Raw genomic sequence first — 17,662 nt, forward strand, 5'->3', positions numbered from 1 at the left:
CCTATATCATATTATTATTATTATTATTATTTGATATTTCATAAGAGTTATTTCATAGGTGTATTTAATTACGTTACAAATATTATTTATTATTTTAGGAGGCGGAAGAGATTGCTTAAAGAACAGTTGCAAGAGGAATTAGAATTATTGGGATTAAATAATCTTGAACACCCTATTTTTTACAATGGTAATAACGGAATTCGTTTTGAAATCGGTATGGGGAGTGTATATGGCAAACACAATAAACCACGAAAAGTATACATTGAAAATGCATTACGTCGTGCCATTAAGATATATAATAAGGGTATACATTCCCCAGGGATTTTAATGTGGGAAATATACTCAAAGAGTGATAAAGAAAAACATAGTTTTGAGATTCTATTCAATAAAAAAATCTCACCAATCTTACCACAGGAAGAATTTTCGCAAGATATTGATATGGAGGATGGATATAAGCTTAAAAAAACATATTTTTATTGGAATTTGGAAGAATCAAAAATTCCAATTGACAAATTGTTTCGAGAAATTTTACTCGGCGATTTAGGCGGGGTGAATGCATTTGTTTCATCGATTTATCTGTTTGATATTGATGCCCATGTTATGTTGCATCTGTACGACGATAGAGGACTTGATATTGTAGCTCATGATAAGAATACATTGATGCCACTTTATCAAGAACTAAATGCATGGATACTTGATTATGACCGTGAACAAATTGATGAAAGATTCTCGAATTAGCATCGCATAGAAACATAATCTATATTTGAAGTTAAGTCACAATTGTATTTTATGACTAACAGATATTATATTAAGGAGGTTACTATAATGTATAACACATTTATTAGTTTAGTTATTATAGTTGCAAGCTTAATAGATATTCTTATGACACTCGATAGGTCTAAAAAACTAATAAAAATGAATACTAAAAACAATAATGTAACAAATAAAAGTCACTTTGTTCAAAGATTAATAGAATTAATAGCGGGATTTTGTTATATTGTTTTAGGTCTAACATTGCTTTTTAAACTATTCAGTGGACTAACATTTGGATTTTTGACCTTAGCTGTTGTGCCATTAATCAAAATAATCAAAATTATAATTAGTAAAAAATACAAAGACATAAAGTGGTAGGTAATATTCTATCATAGTGCACCGAGCGTACTTCTGCAATAGATGAAGAATAGTAGAATAATGAGAGGTGGTATGAATTTATATTATGAAAGGAGGAGTTAACTTCTATGTTAAAACATTACCTGAAAATGAAAAAATAGAATTGGAGCAAAGATTCAATAGAATAAAAGAATTACAAGAACAAGGCATATGCTTCGGATGTTATAACTTTAATACAGGAGATATATTCCCTAACGAGGGTTTAATTTTTTACGAGGATGAAAAGGTAAGGTGTCAATTTGAAAAATACCCACGAGCAATTGGACAGACAATTATTGTATCAAAGTAACATTATGAAGACATTTCTGAAATGCCTCTTGAATTAGGAACACATATATTAAAAATAGCAGATGCAATAATTAAACTTCATAAAGAAATTATTGGTGCAGAAAAAGTGTATATGTGTACTATATGTGACGGTAAAAGGAATCACTTACATTTTCAACTTTTACCACGATTAAAAGGAGAGCCGAGAGGCTATGGAAATTTTGTCAGAGAAGAAGGAATTATTATGGATTATCATGAAACGGTAGAACTTTATAAGCTTAAAATGAAAGAATTAATATAAGTCAAGAAGAAGGAACAACATTTGATTCACAATATTCATAAAGACGAATTAAAATTAAGAGGTGATAATAATGATAAATGATGAAATCCATGTGATTACAGTTAAAGATATAGAAGAAACTTTAGAATCATTGACTAAGGATTATGGAATGAGCACTGAATGTCTATCTCATTTGTTGGGAGTGAAAAATGATGGACGCAAGATTAAAGTACCATCAGGGTTTGCTGAGCGTTCTTCTTTTTTCAATTTAATAGGGATGTTAGAAATTATTTCAGAGGAAGAACCAGATTTTAAATTTAAAGCATTTTTAGAAGTTCTAATTGAATATCATAAGATTAGTGCTGACACCATTGCCAAATTTGCAAAAATTCCAACACAGTATGTTTTAGATTTCATGATAGATAGTGGCACAGTGCCAATTGATATAAAATACAAGCTTGCATCAGTAATAATGACATTAAGACTTATATTTAAAACTGTTGAGCCTAAAATATAATATAAGTTATATTAAGAGATTTCGGACATACTGAATATTATTCTTTTACAACGTAGCAGCTCCTATTTAAATTCTTGGCACATATAAAGAAGTAATAAGGTTATATTGCTTCTTTATTTTTATGGACTTAAACTAGCTACCTTGTGCATAATATTGTTAATACATATTTGATAGGAGTTGTTATAGCTATGACTAAATATGATACTATTAATGAAAACAGAAAACCAAATAGATTAATTAATGAAATGTCTCCATATCTTCTGCAACATGCATATAATCCCGTAGACTGGTTCCCTTGGGGCGAAGAAGCTTTTCAGAAAGCCAAAGAAGAAGATAAACCAATCTTCCTTTCACTCGGATATTCGGTCTGCCATTGGTGTCATGTAAGCTAAACGCCGCAATTTATAAAAAAAGAGAACCATTGAAAACAATGGCTTAAGCTGAGTTTAAATTAAATTTGAAATTTTTATATAAGCACTGACATAATTGTTGGTGTTATTTTTCGTGCATTTTTAGGCGGATTTAAGATATAGTTAAAATTGGTGTGGATTTTTTCGTGTTAAAGGACGTCAATACCCCCTACAATTTCCAGTGGATTATTCAAGAGAAATCACAGTATAATTATATTATTACGAGTGTCATAATAATATTCTATTGTTCACTGAAAAAAGCCATAACCTTGGAGGGTCCAATGCATATATTGTTTAAAATAACTTTCGTTATAATAACAACAGCAACTTTAATATTCTATATTATCGGTAGAAAGTATCTGAAAAAGGTTAAAGAAGGTCAAGTCAATAATGATGAATACTATAAAAAGGGGTTTAAATATATAGTGATTTTTTTTATGTTCTTGCTCCTGAGTATGATTTTAAATGGCATAATTATCTTCAGTATGTAATGCTATAGTACTGAATATTTATAAAGCTTCTATTTAGAAAAAAACAGCCAAGAACTAAAAAGGGTTACCGTGGGGTGGTGGTTCTATTGTATATAGCATACTTACTATATTCTTCAACCCGAATCCAAGAAGTCATAATATTACTGGTATAATTTCTAGGTTTATTCACTTAAGGAGGAAAGGACATGAATAAAATAAAATGGAACATATGGATAGATGAAAAAGTATATATGATTGAATTTGAGTACAGTTCCATCCTTATGAAAAAAATAAAAATTTATGTAGATGGTAACCATATTGGGGGCGTTAAAGTAATTTTGGATGAGATTGGTGCAGACTATTATTTCAATATTAATGATAATAACATTTTAATTTATTATAGACCAATTAAAACAAACCAAAATCGTTATAGAATTGCTCTAGACGGATTTGATTATAAAACAGATGAAAAAATAAAAGGTATAGACCTAAAAGCACGTAGAAAAGAAGATAATCTGGAGTCCAAAGTAATGTTATTCCTAATAGTTCCTTTAAATTTGCTTTATTTTATAATTTATAATGAGATTGTTGGATTTGATACCCTATGGATTACAGAACATAACTTAATTAGATATCAATTCGTCTTATATATTATTTTATATAATATTTTTTTAGCGATTTTTAAGAAGGTTGCAAAAAAAATAATCAAAAAGCTAAATTGAAATCTATATTCAGTTTATTATAAATAAGGATATACAAACTAAAAAGATTTAAGGAAAGTATGTTTTTATAAGGAAACTTAAATTAAGATTAAGTGATGAAGAGTATTTGTATAAAAGGGAGATTATTAATGGAAATATTAAAAATGTTAGGACAAGGAATCCTTAGTTATATTGGGACAGTTATATTCGCAGTAGTTATTTCACTTACAGCAATGTTTGGTTATATGTCTTTACAGCTCATCTTATTTAAAAATGGAGATTATCTATTGTTTATATCTAGCAATTTAAACATAATACCTATAATTATGATTATAATTTTATTTGTATACCTTTCGTTTGTAATAAGAGATAAGTTTTTTGAAAAAAAAGAGAAACAGCTAGAGATAATAGAAGATGAAGAAGATGAAGAACCTTTAGATATCGAAACACTCAGCAAACTAGAGAGATTTTTCTTTAAACTTTTCATTAAACTAACGGATAAAGTTATAGCACTTGATGATGCGTTCTATAACAAAATTGCTAAAGCATTTAAAATATTAAAATCTTTATTTGTATTAATTTTAATAATAGCTATATATTGCAGTATGACGAGTTACGGTATTCTGTATACTGATAGTGTTAAAATAAGCTCGCCTTTATCCCCTAAAGGCATTATTTATAAATACAACGATATAAAAAGTATTAATGTTGGTATTGCAGATGTTTATAAAAATTCTTATGAGCCATATTATAAAATTTTTTTTAATAATAACAAATCTATCGATTTAATTGGTGGAGGTGTACAAGACGAAAGTGATATAGATTCTGAGGATGTATTAATTAACTTAGATGAAAAATTAAGAATGCATGGTGTTATTAAGAGTGTAAATAAAAATAATTTTAAAGAATATTCTAAGGAATTGGACAAAGATTATATAAATAAGTTAGAGAGACTATTTAATGATAAATAGAGCATATAAACGATATAAAACACATAAGAAATCGCATATTATTAGCATCAAAATCACTGTTTAGTAAGATGAATGGGCTTTAATAAATAGTGTATTATGAATTATATAATAGTTCACATGTATAAAAGATGAAGCAAAGATTGTTTTCATATTTTATTAGTAAATCCCATTTTAAAAAATATATTTATATGGATAGAAGATATGAAACCAAAACTAAAACAACGATAGGGGATAACATAACATGAAAAAGAATAATTTCTTAGAGCTAAGAAACATCGTATATGCCTTTTTTATAGTAAGCACAATAATTACGATATTTATTGTGTATAAGAATATTGATAATTCATTCTCTATTAAGTTTGCAATAGGATATGTAATTTTTCTTTTACTTTATTCAGGTTACTTAACCTTTGTAACAATTAAAAATATGAGGACATTAAAATGGTTAGATATAAGAAAAAGATTGTTTAAAACTATCGTTTCTTTTGTTTTATTTTATTCTTTGATTTTTATCTCTAATTATGTATTTAAACATAAAATAGATTTTCTAAGTGGAGTGGATTCCTCCTTAGGACTGTCTGTAGGGACGTATTTTTATGACCTAGCGTTCTTAAAAAGACAAGATTGATAAAGTAATTTATAGTAATAGAAATTACAAAATATTTCATAATAATTGTAAGTTACGAATTAAGTAGTTAAAAGTTATTTAGCATCTTTCATAGATTGTTCATCTATCTTAAAACTAAGATAGATGAACAATCGTATTTTAAAAAGCAACAACTTTATATCACAAAAGGAAATTTTATTTATTATTAAGAATTGAAGGAGATGTGAAGGTGTATATTGAAGATAATAATATTTGGGTAATTATTGGTTTAGTAATAGTAGTAAGCTTATGGAGTATTAAAAGTAGTATTGATAACTCGCGGAGTGAGATGGAGCGTATAAATGTAACTTTGAATAAGATTGCAAATCAAATTGGAGTACCATATACAATTATAGAAATTATAGATGATGATGAATTTAAAAACCTTATTTCAAAAGGTAAAAAGATTAAAGCAATAAAAAGGTATAAAACGCTTACTGAAGATGGGCTACAGAAATCCAAAGAGTATGTCGAATCCATAATTAAGCAGGAGTTGAAATAGTTTATTTAACGCTATAAAGTGAAAAGTTACAACATATTATCTTAAGAAGTAATAAGGGTATCTTACTTCTTTATTTTTATGGACTTAAAGTAGTTCCCTTGGGCATAATATTGTTAATACATATTTAATAGGAGTTGTTGTATCTATGACTAAATCTGATAATACTAATCAAAACAGAAAACCTAACAAACTAATTAATGAAAAGTCTCCATACCTTCTTCAACATGCATATAACCCCGTAAATTGGAATCCCTGGGGAGAAGAAGCCTTTGCAGAGGCTAAATCACAAGACAAACCAATATTCCTTTCAATCGGCTACAGCACTTGTCACTGGTGCCATGTTCATAAAAGATATTACGCATTAATTCCTTTGTTCTTATAAGTGAAAAACAATATAAAATATATTTTAAAAAAGTTAAATGTAATTCAATCACGTTTGTTATATAATTATAGTCTATAATACTACTTGGTAAGACATTAAATATATAGAAGAAGCTTAATATTATATGTGCAGTGTAACAAGAACATTAGTATGGAGATACTTGTGATATTTTGCAAACTATTAGGAGGTAATATTTGGGACAAAGTGTATTATATAACAGATATGGAGGATGAAAATGAGCATATATAAAAATAATAAAAAGCTTCAAATACGAAATAGTACAGCGGAGTTTCTAATTTTTACTTCACAAGCTGGTGAAGATTCTGTTGAGGTTAGATATGAAAATAAAACTATTTGGTTAACTCAAAAAATGATAGCATTGCTATTTGATTGCAGTGTAGATAATATTTCTCTACATTTTAAAAATATTTTTAAGGACGGAGAGCTAGAAGAAAATTCAGTTGTCGAGAAATTCTCGATAACTGCTTCTGATGGTAAACAATATAGTACAAAGCATTATAATTTAGATGCTGTTATATCTGTTGGTTATAGGATAAATTCAATTAAAGCTACACAATTTAGGCATTGGGCAACTCAGGTTTTGAGTGAGTATTCAATAAAAGGTTATGCTTTAGATAAAAAAAGATTAAAGAATGGTTCTTTTATAGGAGAAGATTATTTTGAAACCTTGCTTGAAGAAATTCGTGAAATTCGACTAAGTGAAAGAAGATTTTATCAAAAAATAACTGATATTTATGCTACGGCTATGGACTATGATCCAGCATCACTGACCTCGAAGGGATTTTTTGCAAAAGTTCAAAACAAAATGCATTATGCAGTACACAAACATACTGCAGCAGAGTTAGTCGTAGAAAGAGCAGATGCTAATAAAGAACATATGGGGCTTACATCTTGGGAGAAATCTCCTAATGGTAAAATACTAAAAAAGGATGTTTCCATAGCTAAAAACTATTTAAACAAAGACGAAGTTGAAGCTTTAGAACGTGTAGTTTCATTGTATTTAGAATATGCAGAAGATCAAGCACTAAGAAAAATACCTATGACTATGGAAGATTGGTCTTCGAAGATAGATGCATTTCTACAATTTACACAGCGAGATGTTTTATATAATTCTGGAAAGGTTACAGCAGAAATAGCAAAAGCCTTTGCTGAATGTGAATTTGAAAAATATAGAATAGTGCAAGATAGGTTGTTTGAAAGTGATTTTGATAAGATTATGAAGGAAGCGCAAAAGGAGAGAAAATGAGATAAGTAGCAATTTATACAACCACAGCTAAGCAATTGATTTTACTGTCATCTCACCTATTTTAAAAGCATATCTTGATACAAATCAATGGTATGAAGATTTAAAAACGAGGAGGTAGTAAGGTTGAATTGTATTTTATGTAAATCAAATTTAATTAAAGGTAATGTTAATCATATTGTAGATTTTGATGGACATATAATTATAATTAAAGGCGTGCCAGCTAATATTTGTAAACAATGTGGTGAGTATTATTTAGGAAATGATGTAGCATTAAAGCTTGAAAAAATAATTGAAGATGCAAAAAAGAGTAAAGCAGAAATATTTGTTATTAATTATTCTGAAATGGCAGCTTAGAAAGTTAACATTTTAGTGATTGCTCACCTTAATAAAGGCATAGAGATTGAAAATAAAATAGAAAATAATTTAATAGCTAATTGAGGTGATGTATTCATTCTAATTAGCTATTTTGGTTTTTTATAATTTTATAATTGAATAATTTTATTTAATATGGAATCTTAATCTTATCATAAAAGTATGTAACTTTATACATACAATGAAAATTTCATATATTAATATAATTAATTTATTATAATTATCCTCATGATATAAAATGCCATAATAGGATATAATTTTAGATGAGATACAAATTTTAAAAGTTAAGGTTGGAGCAGCGACACTTTACTATGTAAATAACGAAATTTTAATTTCTTATGGAAATAAGAATAAAAGTATTTTAGAATTACTATATAATTCAAATAAAATAATTTTGATATATATAATAATAGATTTGAAATAGTTTCTCTAGGAGGAATAAGAATATGGATTATAATGAGCTTTATAATAAATACTTGAAGCTATTAGAGAAAAATCAGATATTGAGAATAGAAAATATGGATTTCAGAAAACGATTAGAATTACAAACAAAAGAAATTTGTATGGATAATGAATATAAAGCTATAGTTGAGATAAAGGATGATATATCAATTCAAAAGGATAAGCTTAGTGAAGTAAGTAATAGTAGTTTGCCTCAAGAAAAAGTAGAATTATATATGACATTATTTAAAGGTAGAAAAGATGTACATGCTAAACGTTGGCAGAACAAACAAGGCAAAAGTGGATATTCGCCAGTATGTGCAAATGAATGGGCAAAAGGAATTTGTGATAAACCTCAAATAAAATGTTCAGCATGTAAGAATAGAATGTACACCGATTTAGATGCAGATGCTATTAATAGACATTTACTATGTAGATAAAGTTGATGAAGATAGTAAGTTAGTATTTGAAATTACAAGTGACCAAAGCTATATGCTTAAAACAGTAAATGACTTGGAAAAATTAATGAATAAATATTGCGATTTAAAGGGGATAAAAGGGTAAAATAATAATTGCTTTTAAAACATGTTCGTATTTAAATTACGTCACAAATATTATTTGTTGTATTTTGGGAGGGGAAATGGATTGCTTAAAGAACAAATGAAAGAGGAGTTAAAATTGTTGGGATTAAAAAATCTTAAACACCCTCTATTTTACAACTGTCATAACGGCATTCGATTTGAAATAGGTGTGGGAGATGTGTATGGCAATGATAGGGAACCACGAAAAGAATATATTGAAAATGCATTGAGCCGTGCCATTACGATATATAATAAAGGAATACAATGCCCTGGGCTTTTAATGTGGGAAGTATACCCACAAAACGATAAAGAAAAACATAGTTTTGAAGTTCTTTTTACAGAAAAGATTGCACCATTCTTACCACAGGAAGAATTATCGCAAGATGTGAATATGGATGGATGTACTATTAGGCAAACTCAATTATATTGGAATTTGAAAGATTCAAAAATTCCAATGGGCAAGGTGTTTAGGGAGATTTTACTTGGTGATTTAGGCGGTTTGCAGGAGTTTATCTCATCCGTATACCTGTTTGATATTGAAAACCATGTTATGTTTCATCTGTACGATGATAGAGGACTCGATATTATTTCTCATGATAAGAATACATTGATGCCACTTTATCAAGAACTAAATGCATGGATACTTGATTATGACCGCGAACAAATAGATGAAAGATTCTTTGATTTCCTATAATTAGGGACTTAAACTAGCTACCTTGGGTATAATATTGCTAATACATATTTGATAGGAGTTGTTGTAGCTATGACTAAATCCGATACTATTAAAGAAAGCAGAAAGCCTAACAAACTAATTAATGAAAAGTCTCCATACCTTCTCCAACATGCATATAACCCCGTAAATTGGAATCCATGGGGTGAAGAAGTCTTTGCAAAGGCAAAAGCACAAGATAAACCAATATTCCTTTCAATAGGCTACAGTACCTGTCATTGGTGTCATATTCATTTGTTGCACAGTTGTATAATTACTGAAAACACTACGTTACAGTGTATTGAGTAATATTATATAAAGTTTTAAGGCGATATCTATGCCTTTTTTTTATGAAAAAAGTGATTTCTTTATTTTTTAAGGAGTCATTTTTTTACGTTTTATTGATATTTAAGCTTGCGGGAGCATATTTTATGATATAATGAAAATTGAGTGTGAAATTGAATATAATAAGATTAAACAGAATAATACAAAACTATTATTCCGTTTAGGTCGAAAAATGTACGTTATGAGGCTTTTGTATTGATTTATTTAAAAAAAATAGTAAAATATAAAATATTATAAATAAAATTAAACATTGTTGTATAAAAAAACACAATTATAGATAATAAAGGGGATGAACCGTTGGGGTGCAAAAGATATTTAATTAAACAACTAGATGCAACTGATTGTGCGGCGGCATGTCTTGCTACTATATGTAGGTATTATAAAAAGCAAATTACAATAACAAAGCTTAGAGATATTTTAGGCACGGATATTAAAGGGACAACCCTTAAGGGATTAGAAGATGGTGCTAACAAACTTGGATTTGATACTAAAGCCATTAGAGTGGACAAGGAAGGCTTTGGAAGTAAGTTTACATTGCCAGTAGTAGCACATTTAATTACAAAGGAAGGTCTTAGCCACTTTGTTATAGTGCACAAGATAAAAAAGGACAAAGTTATAATACTTGATCCTGCAAAAGGTGTAATTAAAAAAACAATTGATGAATTTTTTGAAGAATTTGATGGAGTACTTCTTTTGCTTATACCAAATCATGAGTTTAGTGTAAAAAAAGATAAAAAAGAGAGTATGCTTTGGAAATTTGTAAGTATACTTTTGCCTGAAAAGAATTTATTCATATATACCATAATTGCTTCAATAATACTAACAATACTTGGAATAGCATCATCCTTTTTCAACAAAATTTTAATGGATGAAATTCTTCCCTACGGTTTAAAAAATCAACTTCTCACTTTTACTATAGGTTTTCTAGTAATAGGGATTACACAAATATTATTAACAGCAATAAGGACACATATGCTATTGTACTTATCACAGAAAATCAGTATTTCATTATTGTTAGGTTATTTCAGGCATGTATACAAATTGCCAATGAAATTTTTTGCATCAAGAAAGGTGGGAGATATTCTCACAAGATTTAGGGATGCGACTACTATACAAGATATATTAACCTCGGTTTCATTGTCACTAATTATGGATATTACATTAGCACTAGCGTCTGCAGTAGTACTATACATAATGAATCAAACACTATTTATAGTTGTTTTAATTCTTACAATTGCAAGTGCAGCACTTATATATATATTCAAAAGACCTTATAAAAAGATTAATCTTGAACAAATGGAAGCAGAAGCAAGGCTAAGCAGTCATATAATTGAAAGCTTAAAAGGAATAGAAACAATAAAGGTTAATGCAGCTGAGGGAAAGACATTAGAAAAATTAGAAGTGGAATATGTAAGAAATCTCAGAATTGGGTTTAAAACAGGAGTATTATCTAATGTACAAGGCTCGATATCCTCAGTTATATCAACTGTAGGAAATTTAGTTCTTATGTTTATAGGAGCAACAATGGTAATAGACGGAAAAACTACCTTAGGAAGTTTAATGGCATTTACTTCATTATCAAGTTATTTTATGGGACCAATAGGAAGACTAGTAAGTCTTCAGCTCAGTATACAAGAAGCAAGTATATCTCTAAAGAGAATATCAGAGATATATGAAGTGGAAAGAGAACAGGATGAGGAGCAACATAAAATTAACGTAGAAAAAATTGATGGAGATATTGAACTTAACAATATTACCTTTAGGTATGGCAGTAGAGCACCTGTTCTGAAGAATCTAAGTATAAAAATACCAAATGGAAAAAAGGTTGCCTTAGTTGGTGAGTCTGGTAGTGGGAAAAGTACCATATCAAAGTTACTTTTAAAATACTACTCACCTGAGGAAGGAAATATAAAAATAGATGGATATGATATAGAAGAGCTTGATTTATACGATTTAAGAAGGGAAATAGCTTATGTACCTCAAAACATAGAATTGTTCTCTGGTAGCATAAAGGAAAATGTAGCTTTAGGTAAAGAAAATTTTACTTATCAGGATGTTAAGCTTGCCTGTGAAAATGCAGGTTGCAGCTCCTTTATAGATAAGCTTCCAGGAAAATATGATACATTTTTAGAGGAAGCAGGAGGAGGCTTATCTGGAGGAGAAAGGCAGAGGATAGCACTAGCCAGAGCATTTATAAAGGAAGCCGATTTTTTAATACTGGATGAAGCTACAAGTAATTTGGACTTTATAAGTGAAGCAAAAATATACGATACTCTTTTTGTAAAAGGGAAGAATACTACAATGTTAATTATTGCACATAGACTTTCAACCATAAGAAATTGCGACATAATATATGTACTTGATAAGGGAAATGTAATGGAGGAAGGAAGCCATGAGGAGCTTTTAAAGAAGAAAGGATATTATTATAAGCTTTATGTGAGTCAAGTTGGGAAAATAGAAAAGGATATTGAAGAAGCAACAAATAATGAAATAACAGCTACAAAAGAAATTACAAAGGAAGGTGAAGAGTATGAATACGATTGAGAAAATAGTAGTAAAAGAAAATAAAATTCTAAAATTAAACAATGTACTTATAAGGGAAGTAAGTCAGAATGAATTAATTGATATAGATAAAATTACTTATATGATGGATAGTTATATAAAGTCAAAGGGGAATTCTACAGTGGGACCAATGATTAATTATTCAGCTGTGGAAGGCGACGAAAATGGTCAACCTAAAATAATAATAAAGATTATGATACAGATAAAAAATCCAATTCATAACATTGAAAAGCCTTATGAATTAAAAAACCAAATTAGAGTTAAAAATTGCTTATTTGCAAGATTTACTGAAAAAGAAGAAAACCTGCAGTATGCATATTCTAAATTAGGTTTATTCGCCTTCGAAAATAATATAAAATTAAAAGGAGACAGTTACACGGTTTTCGTAAATAAAAATGAAGAAGAACTTGTGGCAGATGTATTTATGGAGCTAAAAGAAGGAGTAGATAAGCTTGAAGCTATATAATTTGAATGAATTAACTGATAGTAAGGTTCTTTATGACAAGAATCCTCCTAAATTCATGATATATATAATTGCAATAGTTACAATACTTTTAGCACTGTTTTTGGTTTGGGCAAATAAATCAACAAAAACTTATATCGTAAAGGGACAAGGCATAGTAACTACAGAAAATAAGTCACAGATTATGGCTGCGGTATCTGGATCAGTAGTAGAAGTAAATACATTAGAAGGAAAAGAAGTAAAAACAGGAGACGTACTCTTAACACTAAATCCAGTAGAACCCAATCTGCAATCAGGACAAGCAGAGGATCAAATTGTACTGCTTAATAAGAGAATAGCATTACTTATAAGGGCAGAAAATGATGCCACTAACCAAACTAATACATTTAAACAATATGATGATCAGGAAGAAGAGTTTTATAATAAATTAAGAATCGGATACATAAAAAGAAAAGAATTTGTAATAGACGAAGAGGCTTTAAAAAAACAGGGTGGTACAAAGTATCAGATAAAAGAATATAAAAGGACACAAAAAATTAAATTAGATGGAAATTACTATGATACGATTTTACAATTCACTACAGAAAAAACGCAACTAGAACTCGAGAGAGATAAACTTGAGATTCAAAAGGTAGCACTAGGAAAGAGTGCAAAAGAATATAAAGTTGTTGCACCAAAGGATGGTAAACTACATTTAAGTACCCCTATCACAAATGGGATGGTGCTACAAGCTGGAAATGTACTTGGTAGTATAACTAATAATAAAGAAGAATTAATCATAGAAACTTTACTTCCGTCTAGCGAAAGACCAAGGATACACAATGAGGACGAAGTTGCAGTTGCTGTAGGCGGCTTAAACCAAGCAGAGTATGGGACTATAAAAGGCAAGGTTTTAAGTATAGATCAAGACGCTACTATAGATAGTGAAAAGGGAAATGTATATTTTAAAGTAAAGGTAAAACTTGACAAAACGTACCTTGCAGATAAAAAAGGAGAAAAGGTTAACCTTACATTAGGTATGGTTACAGAAACTAGGGTTAAGTATGAAAAAATAACTTATATGAAGTATTTTATGGAGCAAATTGGGATAAAATTTAATTAGTTTTTGGGTAGTAAAATAAGAGGTATTTATATTATGTAAATTATTCGAAAAATATCATTTAAAAGTATGCGTTAGTCTTCTTAGGTTAAAGTCGAAGTGTAAGGTGTTTGTATTATATAGCAAAATAATAAGTAAGTTTGTTTTTTTTAAGAAAAAACATAGAGAGATAATATATAATAGGGGGAATGTACAATGATTAAAAGTTTGGAATTACCAGTTAGTTACATTGGTGTTGATGAAGAAGAGATGGAATATATAGATGGAGGTTATTACTTAAATCCTACAGCAGTTGATGGGTTACTTATGTCGGTAGGTGTAGTTGGTGTTTCAGCAGCTTCTATACCTATTATAACAGCTGGCATATATAGCATTGCAGCTACTATGGCAACTATTCCAGGTTTAGGATTCGTTACTGGAGCGTTATTAGCTGCAAATGCTGTACAATTTGCATGGGCCTGTGTTAATGCATCATTAAAAAACAAAGGTGTTGCTATTACACTTGGGCTTCCAACAGGGTTAGATTTTGCAGTTTGCTAATTATTAAGGTTGCATAAAAACAATTAATATCCAACACTTCGACTTTAATCTAAGAAGATTTATATACATATTTATATTAGTGATAATAATCAAAAAAAATTGAGGTAATTTTAAGCACTTATGTCAAAAATTTAATTATACAGATAGGAGAGATTATTAATGAAAAAAGCTGTTAAGTTATTAATGTTATTAAATTTAATGAGTTATATAAGTAATTTTGCATTTGCATTTATATCTGCTTACGATAAAATTGCATTGAAAAGTAATTTTAAAATTGAGATAATTTGGGTATTGTCACCATTTATATTTTTAATAGCTACATCATTTATATTAGCTACTGATAACAAAGAAGAATATAAAATATTTAAAACAGAAGCAATAATAGATTGGTTTATAAGAGTTGCATCATGTTGTGTTGTTTTTCAAGAATTCAATTTCATATTTTTATCATCAGAGTATATTATTCAACAAGTCATATTAGCTACATTATTAATTGTAAATATATGCTTGGAATATAAAATGTATAAAAAAGCAAAAAAAAATATACCAATTAAAAAAGAAAATATGGAAGTAGAAAAAATATCTGAAGAAGAAAAACAAAATATAAGAGAAATGGGTAAAGCAGCAACTCTTGGAATGATTTCATTTTTTATATTTGCAGGCTTTGGAATGTCTATATCACAAACATATCAGACTGGTACTAAAGTATTAAAAGTATTTATTATGTTTGTTTCTATTTGTGTGTTTATGTGGTTTTTAATTGCTAATTATAGAAAGTGTTATTTATTTTATTTAGATAAATCTTTAGCAAAGAGAATTTTTGTTAGAGATGCTTTATATGCATCTCTTGGATATATAATAGTTCTTATAGCAGCATTTGGATTATTTGGAATAGATACTTTTCTTGAATCTATAGTTACATTTATTGGATTTTTATTATTATATCCAACAATACGGACTGATAGAAAAATAGGGCTTAGATATACAAAAGTTAAGAATATTTTAGGTGAAAACTTTTATTTGTACTTTAATTGTAAAGAAAAAAATTTGTAGCAAGGAGTTAACTTTAAGTTACCTCTTAGATTGATGATATTGCCCCCGGGGGTTTTTATGAGCAAAGCGAATTTGCTACCGGATATCGATGTCCCACGATATATAAAAGTTGGAACAGGTGAAAAAGTATTTTTGGGAATCGAGAAAAAGAAAAAAGTTCAATCTGGATATCTAATTGATGATGTGTTCAGCAACATGATAGAGGACTATTATAAAGCTTACGCTCGTTTTTTTTGAGATGCTTGAAAATTAGCAAGAATGTAACTTCTAGTTACATTCTATGGGGGAGTGTCAGACACCTAAAGAATGGGAATATGTAAAGTAGGAGAAAATGAAACATTGAATATGAGTTTAGAGCTAGTAAAATCGTTTATAGTTCATCCCATCCCATGGCGGCAATCTAATATAGTTAATAAATAAAATTTAAGAGATTTTACATCTAATAATGTAAAAAAATCATGTGCAAATTAATTACAAGTTGAAAATTATTATGCTTATTCAATCACCATATGTTTCATTTACATTTTATAGGCGGATGGTACAACCCCGTAGTAAAATTTGGGAACGCTAGTGAACAGGTTTTACTTTCTAAGTGTAGTGATATTGAATTATGTGAAGTTTAAAATGATTGACATATGTAAAATTGTAAATCGAAAGAGAACAATATTTTATGATAATATAATTTTAATTATAAATATTCAAACGGTAAACCTTTTTATGGTTGATATTAAGACCATAGTCGGCCGAGAGTGCCGCTGTCATCCTCTCCACACCATACCTCCCATAGTGTTTAATATAGAGTTTCTCAATGAATTTAATAACTTGTGCATCCTCTTTTAATTTTTTGGTCACCACCATTCTCTTATTTAACCACCGATAATATCCTGATCTGTTTATTTCAGCAACTTGAAGCAACAAAGTTACAGGGTATCTGCTACTTAGTTTCTCAATTATTTCATATTTCCTTTTTTTTTAATATTGTCGTGATTTACTTGAAGTAGCTTTTTAAGATATTCATTTTCAGCTTTTAATTTTAATATTTCTTCTTCAGGAGAATCATATTTTTTTTGGGGCGACCTCTCATTGGTGATGGAGTCTTACCTCTTTTACTCTCAAGTCAAGTTATTCCAGATTCATTATACTTTTTCAACCATTGAGTTAACATGTTAGGAGATCTAAATCCAAGTTTTTTTGAAAGGGATTTTACTCCCCCTTCATCACCACTATTATATCTCTCAATTACATTAATTTTAAATTCAACAGAATAGAAGTTCTTTTTTTTGCCCATAACAAAACCCCCTTAATTTAGTCTACACTACTTTTTAGTTTCGTGTCTACTAAAGGGGGTATAGTTCAACACAGGGTCCATTATAAATATACAAGAGGTGAAAATTATTAATGTGCTGAAAACATCTTTTTAAATTGAGATTGAGTAATTCTTGGTAAATTAACTTCTCAAGAAAAGGGTATATCAATAATTTTAATAATATATCTATTTGAAGAATATATTAAATTTTGAAACTATAATTAATCGGTAGCATATTTATGATATGCTACTTATTTTTATGTGATTTTTTTTATTTTATAGTGCAAGTATTAATATTTTGATAGGGAATTTCTATTAAGTCAAAGTTGATATAGTAAACCTAATGAAAAGCAAAAATCAATAGAGTATCTTCAGCAGAATTTCGGGTTATAATAAATGCAAACAATGAAGGGAGCGTGATAATATGTCTAATCAGAAGATGCGTGAAAAGCCTAATAGATTGGTTAACGAAAAGAGTCCATACCTGTTACAACATGCATATAACCCAGTAAATTGGAATCCCTGGTGTGAAGAAGCTTTTGCTGAAGCAAAAGAACAAAATAAACCAATATTCCTTTCTATTGGGTATTCGTGATTGGGTCTAGTTT

Annotated in this window: 23 protein-coding genes and 3 pseudogenes; 24 read left to right on the forward strand and 2 right to left on the reverse strand. The window is 28.9% G+C overall.

Translation table 11 applies throughout. The features are described from left to right. Positions 1 to 111 precede the first annotated feature (111 nt). The 23 genes and pseudogenes from ACREWB_RS07775 to ACREWB_RS07885 all read left to right on the forward strand — a co-directional run bounded on the left by ACREWB_RS07775 (position 112) and on the right by ACREWB_RS07885 (position 15,985). A complete protein-coding gene (locus tag ACREWB_RS07775; protein WP_431546888.1) occupies positions 112 to 738 on the forward strand; it encodes a DUF3885 domain-containing protein in 627 nt (208 codons plus the stop codon). An 87-nt stretch (positions 739 to 825) separates the two neighbouring features. Continuing rightward, on the forward strand, positions 826 to 1,131 hold the full coding sequence (locus ACREWB_RS07780; protein WP_431546889.1) for a hypothetical protein: 306 nt from the start codon (positions 826 to 828) through the stop codon (positions 1,129 to 1,131). An 85-nt stretch (positions 1,132 to 1,216) separates the two neighbouring features. Then, positions 1,217 to 1,459, forward strand: a complete 243-nt coding sequence (locus ACREWB_RS07785; RefSeq protein WP_431546890.1) for a hypothetical protein — start codon at positions 1,217 to 1,219, stop codon at positions 1,457 to 1,459. A 21-nt stretch (positions 1,460 to 1,480) separates the two neighbouring features. Beyond that, the gene (locus tag ACREWB_RS07790; RefSeq protein ID WP_431546891.1) at positions 1,481 to 1,738 is read left to right on the forward strand and encodes a hypothetical protein; all 258 of its coding nucleotides are present in this window, start codon (positions 1,481 to 1,483) and stop codon (positions 1,736 to 1,738) included. Positions 1,739 to 1,808: 70 nt separating this feature from the next. After that, entirely contained in the window at positions 1,809 to 2,234 is a 426-nt protein-coding gene (locus tag ACREWB_RS07795; protein ID WP_431546892.1) for an HTH domain-containing protein, read from the forward strand. A gap of 188 nt (positions 2,235 to 2,422) precedes the next feature. Next, positions 2,423 to 2,620, forward strand: a pseudogene (locus tag ACREWB_RS07800) (DUF255 domain-containing protein); the annotation flags it as partial. A gap of 700 nt (positions 2,621 to 3,320) precedes the next feature. Next, positions 3,321 to 3,836 (forward strand): hypothetical protein, encoded by a 516-nt coding sequence (locus tag ACREWB_RS07805; protein ID WP_431546893.1) that lies wholly within the window; start codon positions 3,321 to 3,323, stop codon positions 3,834 to 3,836. A gap of 128 nt (positions 3,837 to 3,964) precedes the next feature. Next, positions 3,965 to 4,786, forward strand: a complete 822-nt coding sequence (locus ACREWB_RS07810) for a hypothetical protein (RefSeq protein WP_431546894.1) — start codon at positions 3,965 to 3,967, stop codon at positions 4,784 to 4,786. A 241-nt stretch (positions 4,787 to 5,027) separates the two neighbouring features. Then, positions 5,028 to 5,414, forward strand: a complete 387-nt coding sequence (locus tag ACREWB_RS07815) for a hypothetical protein (RefSeq protein ID WP_431546895.1) — start codon at positions 5,028 to 5,030, stop codon at positions 5,412 to 5,414. Positions 5,415 to 5,622: 208 nt separating this feature from the next. Beyond that, positions 5,623 to 5,934: a 50S ribosomal protein L7/L12 gene (locus ACREWB_RS07820; protein ID WP_431546896.1), complete on the forward strand. Its 312-nt coding sequence runs from the start codon at positions 5,623 to 5,625 to the stop codon at positions 5,932 to 5,934. A 145-nt stretch (positions 5,935 to 6,079) separates the two neighbouring features. Further along, positions 6,080 to 6,286 (forward strand): annotated as a pseudogene (locus ACREWB_RS07825) (DUF255 domain-containing protein); the annotation flags it as partial. 265 nt (positions 6,287 to 6,551) lie between these two features. Then, positions 6,552 to 7,583, forward strand: a complete 1,032-nt coding sequence (locus ACREWB_RS07830) for a virulence RhuM family protein (RefSeq protein ID WP_431546897.1) — start codon at positions 6,552 to 6,554, stop codon at positions 7,581 to 7,583. A 123-nt stretch (positions 7,584 to 7,706) separates the two neighbouring features. After that, positions 7,707 to 7,937, forward strand: a complete 231-nt coding sequence (locus ACREWB_RS07835; protein WP_431546898.1) for a type II toxin-antitoxin system MqsA family antitoxin — start codon at positions 7,707 to 7,709, stop codon at positions 7,935 to 7,937. Positions 7,938 to 8,401: 464 nt separating this feature from the next. Beyond that, positions 8,402 to 8,836, forward strand: a complete 435-nt coding sequence (locus tag ACREWB_RS07840; RefSeq protein WP_431546899.1) for a TOTE conflict system archaeo-eukaryotic primase domain-containing protein — start codon at positions 8,402 to 8,404, stop codon at positions 8,834 to 8,836. Beyond that, a complete protein-coding gene (locus ACREWB_RS07845) occupies positions 8,799 to 8,960 on the forward strand; it encodes a hypothetical protein (RefSeq protein ID WP_431546900.1) in 162 nt (53 codons plus the stop codon). The genes ACREWB_RS07840 and ACREWB_RS07845 overlap by 38 nt, the downstream gene beginning before the upstream one ends. Before the next feature lie 81 nt (positions 8,961 to 9,041). Then, the gene (locus tag ACREWB_RS07850) at positions 9,042 to 9,671 is read left to right on the forward strand and encodes a DUF3885 domain-containing protein (protein WP_431546901.1); all 630 of its coding nucleotides are present in this window, start codon (positions 9,042 to 9,044) and stop codon (positions 9,669 to 9,671) included. Between the two features lie 69 nt (positions 9,672 to 9,740). Continuing rightward, positions 9,741 to 9,938, forward strand: a pseudogene (locus tag ACREWB_RS07855) (DUF255 domain-containing protein); the annotation flags it as partial. Between the two features lie 390 nt (positions 9,939 to 10,328). Further along, positions 10,329 to 12,575: a peptidase domain-containing ABC transporter gene (locus ACREWB_RS07860; protein WP_431546902.1), complete on the forward strand. Its 2,247-nt coding sequence runs from the start codon at positions 10,329 to 10,331 to the stop codon at positions 12,573 to 12,575. Then, positions 12,562 to 13,059 (forward strand): hypothetical protein, encoded by a 498-nt coding sequence (locus tag ACREWB_RS07865; protein WP_431546903.1) that lies wholly within the window; start codon positions 12,562 to 12,564, stop codon positions 13,057 to 13,059. Before ACREWB_RS07860 ends, ACREWB_RS07865 begins: the two co-directional genes overlap by 14 nt. After that, positions 13,046 to 14,158, forward strand: coding sequence for an HlyD family secretion protein (locus tag ACREWB_RS07870; RefSeq protein ID WP_431546904.1), 1,113 nt, complete (start codon positions 13,046 to 13,048; stop codon positions 14,156 to 14,158). The genes ACREWB_RS07865 and ACREWB_RS07870 overlap by 14 nt, the downstream gene beginning before the upstream one ends. Before the next feature lie 192 nt (positions 14,159 to 14,350). After that, positions 14,351 to 14,695: a hypothetical protein gene (locus ACREWB_RS07875; RefSeq protein ID WP_431546905.1), complete on the forward strand. Its 345-nt coding sequence runs from the start codon at positions 14,351 to 14,353 to the stop codon at positions 14,693 to 14,695. 159 nt (positions 14,696 to 14,854) lie between these two features. Then, positions 14,855 to 15,748 (forward strand): hypothetical protein, encoded by an 894-nt coding sequence (locus tag ACREWB_RS07880; RefSeq protein ID WP_431546906.1) that lies wholly within the window; start codon positions 14,855 to 14,857, stop codon positions 15,746 to 15,748. A 57-nt stretch (positions 15,749 to 15,805) separates the two neighbouring features. Beyond that, complete coding sequence (locus tag ACREWB_RS07885; protein WP_431546907.1) at positions 15,806 to 15,985, forward strand: hypothetical protein; 180 nt, start codon at positions 15,806 to 15,808, stop codon at positions 15,983 to 15,985. A 447-nt stretch (positions 15,986 to 16,432) separates the two neighbouring features. Here the strand turns inward: ACREWB_RS07885 and ACREWB_RS07890 are convergent, their stop codons facing one another. Beyond that, positions 16,433 to 16,606, reverse strand: a complete 174-nt coding sequence (locus ACREWB_RS07890) for a helix-turn-helix domain-containing protein (RefSeq protein ID WP_431547164.1) — start codon at positions 16,604 to 16,606, stop codon at positions 16,433 to 16,435. Between the two features lie 259 nt (positions 16,607 to 16,865). After that, positions 16,866 to 17,036 (reverse strand): transposase, encoded by a 171-nt coding sequence (locus ACREWB_RS07895; RefSeq protein ID WP_431546908.1) that lies wholly within the window; start codon positions 17,034 to 17,036, stop codon positions 16,866 to 16,868. A gap of 442 nt (positions 17,037 to 17,478) precedes the next feature. Between ACREWB_RS07895 and ACREWB_RS21805 the strand changes: the two genes are divergently transcribed. Further along, on the forward strand, positions 17,479 to 17,649 hold the full coding sequence (locus tag ACREWB_RS21805; RefSeq protein WP_503417244.1) for a DUF255 domain-containing protein: 171 nt from the start codon (positions 17,479 to 17,481) through the stop codon (positions 17,647 to 17,649). Positions 17,650 to 17,662: the final 13 nt, after the last annotated feature.

Origin of the sequence: Clostridium sp. (assembly GCF_050717635.1) — a bacterium.
GTDB lineage: Bacteria > Bacillota > Clostridia > Clostridiales > Clostridiaceae > Clostridium_AD.

Bases quoted from the DNA above. Each gene is read 5' to 3' on its own strand.
- ACREWB_RS07780 (WP_431546889.1), top strand. From the start codon at position 826: ATGTATAACACATTTATTAGTTTAGTTATTATAGTTGCAAGCTTAATA.
- ACREWB_RS07785 (WP_431546890.1), top strand. From the start codon at position 1,217: ATGAAAGGAGGAGTTAACTTCTATGTTAAAACATTACCTGAAAATGAA.
- ACREWB_RS07790 (WP_431546891.1), top strand. From the start codon at position 1,481: ATGCCTCTTGAATTAGGAACACATATATTAAAAATAGCAGATGCAATA.
- ACREWB_RS07795 (WP_431546892.1), top strand. From the start codon at position 1,809: ATGATAAATGATGAAATCCATGTGATTACAGTTAAAGATATAGAAGAA.
- ACREWB_RS07805 (WP_431546893.1), top strand. From the start codon at position 3,321: ATGAATAAAATAAAATGGAACATATGGATAGATGAAAAAGTATATATG.
- ACREWB_RS07810 (WP_431546894.1), top strand. From the start codon at position 3,965: ATGGAAATATTAAAAATGTTAGGACAAGGAATCCTTAGTTATATTGGG.
- ACREWB_RS07815 (WP_431546895.1), top strand. From the start codon at position 5,028: ATGAAAAAGAATAATTTCTTAGAGCTAAGAAACATCGTATATGCCTTT.
- ACREWB_RS07830 (WP_431546897.1), top strand. From the start codon at position 6,552: ATGAGCATATATAAAAATAATAAAAAGCTTCAAATACGAAATAGTACA.
- ACREWB_RS07840 (WP_431546899.1), top strand. From the start codon at position 8,402: ATGGATTATAATGAGCTTTATAATAAATACTTGAAGCTATTAGAGAAA.
- ACREWB_RS07845 (WP_431546900.1), top strand. From the start codon at position 8,799: ATGCAGATGCTATTAATAGACATTTACTATGTAGATAAAGTTGATGAA.
- ACREWB_RS07865 (WP_431546903.1), top strand. From the start codon at position 12,562: ATGAATACGATTGAGAAAATAGTAGTAAAAGAAAATAAAATTCTAAAA.
- ACREWB_RS07875 (WP_431546905.1), top strand. From the start codon at position 14,351: ATGATTAAAAGTTTGGAATTACCAGTTAGTTACATTGGTGTTGATGAA.
- ACREWB_RS07880 (WP_431546906.1), top strand. From the start codon at position 14,855: ATGAAAAAAGCTGTTAAGTTATTAATGTTATTAAATTTAATGAGTTAT.
- ACREWB_RS07885 (WP_431546907.1), top strand. From the start codon at position 15,806: ATGAGCAAAGCGAATTTGCTACCGGATATCGATGTCCCACGATATATA.
- ACREWB_RS07890 (WP_431547164.1), bottom strand. From the start codon at position 16,606: ATGGTGGTGACCAAAAAATTAAAAGAGGATGCACAAGTTATTAAATTC.
- ACREWB_RS07895 (WP_431546908.1), bottom strand. From the start codon at position 17,036: ATGGGCAAAAAAAAGAACTTCTATTCTGTTGAATTTAAAATTAATGTA.
- ACREWB_RS21805 (WP_503417244.1), top strand. From the start codon at position 17,479: ATGTCTAATCAGAAGATGCGTGAAAAGCCTAATAGATTGGTTAACGAA.